Here is a 3,293-nt window from a genome sequence, read left to right on the forward strand (position 1 = left end):
GAATTTCTCTCCTCCAAAGAGGAGGAAACCGAAGATGAATCCTAAATTTTTCAACCAATTGGGTTTGGCGATGCGGGCAGGAAAGCTTGTTACCGGTGATGAAGGCGTCTTTAAAGCCATTCGTTCAGGAGAAGCCAAACTTGTCATTATGGCGGAGGATGCTTCGGCTAATACACGTAAGAAATTTCAGGATAAATGCCAATTTTATGGGGTAACTCTCATGGAAATTGGAACGAAGTATGAATTGGGCCGCAGCATTGGTAAAGAGATGCGTGTCACCATAGGTGTATTGGACGGAGGCTTCGCGCAGATGCTGCAGAAAAGTCAAGAAAATCCTGCGGAGGTGGAACATATTGACCAATAAACAACAAGATAATAAAGATAAAACCCGTGTATACGAATACGCCAAACAGCTCAATATGAGCAGTAAAGAGATTATCACCATTCTCAAACGTTTAAACATCCCTGTTAACAATCATATGAGTGTAATGGAAAATGACGCGGTTAGTTCCGTGGAGAAATTTTTCCGTGATATAAAAGCTAATGCGGCTGCCAAACGAGCAGCTACGGACGGAGGAAATGTGAGTTCATCAACGACGAATCAGAATCCTGCATCGCAGGCTCCAGCACAAGAGAATAAAGGTGCAGCAACGGGGGCTTCTAAGCCTGTTGCTTCTTCAGAACAATCAGCCAACAATACAACTAGTGGTGCAGTGACACCACAATCAACGACACAATCAACAACACAATCAACAACAACTACGCAATCTACATCCAACGCGACAAGTCGCCCATCTCAGCCTCAGCGTGATGGACGCCCTCAAGGTTCTTCGCAAGGCGGACGTCCAAGCGGTCAAGGTCAGGGTGGACAACGCACAGGTTACCAAGGCCAAGGCGGTCAACGCCCAAGCGGTCAAGGCTCATCACAAGGTGGACAACGCACTGGTGGCTATCAAGGCTCATCGCAAGGCGGACAACGTCCAAGTGGCCAAGGTTATCAAGGCCAAGGACAGGGTCAAGGTCAACGTTCCGGGTACCAGGGCTCTTCACAAGGTGGGCAACGTCCAAGTGGTGGTGGATCAACAGGCGGGTATAACAGCCAACGTCCGAGCGGTCAAGGCTCCTATCAGGGTCAAGGCCAAGGCGGAGCTCCACGCACTAATAGCAACTATGCGGGATCTCGTCCTAACCAAGGTGCAGGTGCATCTACTGGCGGCGGACAAAGCGCAAATAGTGGCCGTCCGCAAGGAGCGACTCCTAACCGTAGTGCTGGACCAAATCGTCAAAACAAACCTTTTGACAACCGTAACAATAACCAAAGCGGAAGACCTGTAATTCAAGAAGCTAAACCGCAGTTCCATGTTGGAGCAACAGCAGCTGAATTGGATGATGCAGCAGCGAAGGCTGGCGTAATTACAACTAAGAAATCCAAACCAACGCCTAAACGTTTTGATGATAACCGCTCTGGCGGTAACCGTGGGCCATCCGGCAACAACCGTGGCAACCAACGTGGTAATAACCGCGGCAGATATCAGCAAGAAACCGTTAAAAAAGAGAAAATTGATAACACACCTAAGAAAATCATCGTTCGCGGCAGCATGACGGTTGGTGAAACAGCCAAATTGCTCCACAAAGATGCTTCGGAAGTTATCAAAAAACTTTTGTTCCTAGGGACAATGGCGACAATCAACCAAGAACTTGATTTGGACGCTATTCAATTGATTGCAACTGAATTCGGCGTTGAAGTTGAGATTAAAATTAAAGTCGAAGAAGACAACTTCGAGACGATTGAAGAAGTGGATGATGAGGCAGATCTGCTCGAGCGTCCACCAGTTGTTACAATTATGGGTCACGTTGACCATGGTAAAACGACACTTCTGGATGCTATTCGTAAAACAAGCGTTACCGAAGGTGAAGCTGGCGGAATTACGCAGCACATCGGGGCGTATCAAGTTGAAGTTAATCATAAGAAAATTACATTCTTGGATACACCTGGTCACGAAGCGTTTACAACAATGCGTGCCCGCGGTGCACAAGTTACGGATATAACGATTGTCGTCGTAGCTGCAGATGATGGTGTAATGCCACAAACCGTAGAAGCGATTAATCACGCTAAGGCGGCAGGCGTTCCAATCATTGTAGCTGTGAACAAGATTGATAAAGAAGGCGCGAATCCTGACCAAATCAAACAGGCGCTTACAGCCTATGAATTGGTTCCGGAGGAGTGGGGTGGCGATACGATTTTCTGTGAAATTTCTGCGAAACAACGTATCGGACTTGAAAATCTCTTAGAGATGATCTTGCTCGTAGCGGAAGTACAAGAGTACAAAGCTAACCCGAACAAACGTGCAAGAGGAACGGTGATTGAAGCTGAGTTGGATAAAGGAAGAGGCCCAGTGGCTCGTGTCCTGATTCAACATGGTACGCTTAAAGTAGGAGACAGCTTCGTTGCAGGCGTTCACTTCGGCCGTATCAGAGCGATGGTTAATGATAAGGGCAAACGCTTGAAAGAAGCAGGTCCATCTACGCCAGTCGAGATCACGGGTCTAACTGATGTTCCACAAGCTGGAGATCCATTCTTGGTGTATGAGGATGAGCGTAAAGCGAGAGATATCGCGGATCGTCGTTCCATTGCACTACGTCAATCCGAGATGACGGCTAATTCACGCGTGACATTGGATGATCTCTTCAAACATATCAAAGATGGCGAAATCAAGGATTTGAATGTCATTATCAAAGGTGACGTTCAAGGATCTGTTGAAGCACTGAAAAGCTCGCTTGAGAAGATCGAAGTGGAAGGCGTTCGTGTCAAAATCCTACATAACGGTGTAGGGGCGATTACGGAGTCTGATATTATTCTTGCTTCGGCGTCTAATGCGATTATTATCGGTTTCAACGTTCGTCCAGAGTCTGCTGCTAGAGCTACTGCAGATCAAGAGAAAGTTGATATTCGTCTGCATAATATCATTTACAACGTAATTGAAGAAATCGAGCAAGCAATGAAAGGCATGCTGGATCCAATCTTCAAAGAAGTTGTTCTTGGTCAGGCTGAAGTACGTAACGTGTTCAAAATTACGGGTTCAGGAACAATTGCCGGTTGTATGGTTATCTCGGGCAAAATTGCTCGTAACGCTCAAACTCGCTTGATCCGTAGCGGTATTGTCGTTCATGAAGGCAAAATTGATTCCTTGAAACGATTTAAAGATGACCAAAAAGAAGTAGCACAAGGTTATGAATGTGGTATATCTCTGGAGCGTTATCATGATATTAAAGAGGGCGACATTATTGAAGCC

The 3,293-nt window shown here is 46.4% G+C and carries 2 protein-coding genes; both read left to right on the forward strand.

The genetic code is table 11. From position 1 onward, the window contains the following. The first annotated feature begins 34 nt into the window (after positions 1-34). Positions 35-364, forward strand: a complete 330-nt coding sequence (locus AC1DUA_RS30530) for a L7Ae/L30e/S12e/Gadd45 family ribosomal protein (RefSeq protein ID WP_157321181.1) — start codon at positions 35-37, stop codon at positions 362-364. Positions 365-419: 55 nt separating this feature from the next. Further along, on the forward strand, positions 420-3,293 hold a 2,874-nt coding region (gene infB / locus AC1DUA_RS30535), incomplete at its 3' end, for a translation initiation factor IF-2 (protein ID WP_477503321.1).

Source organism: Paenibacillus sp. 01T422 (assembly GCF_056398785.1).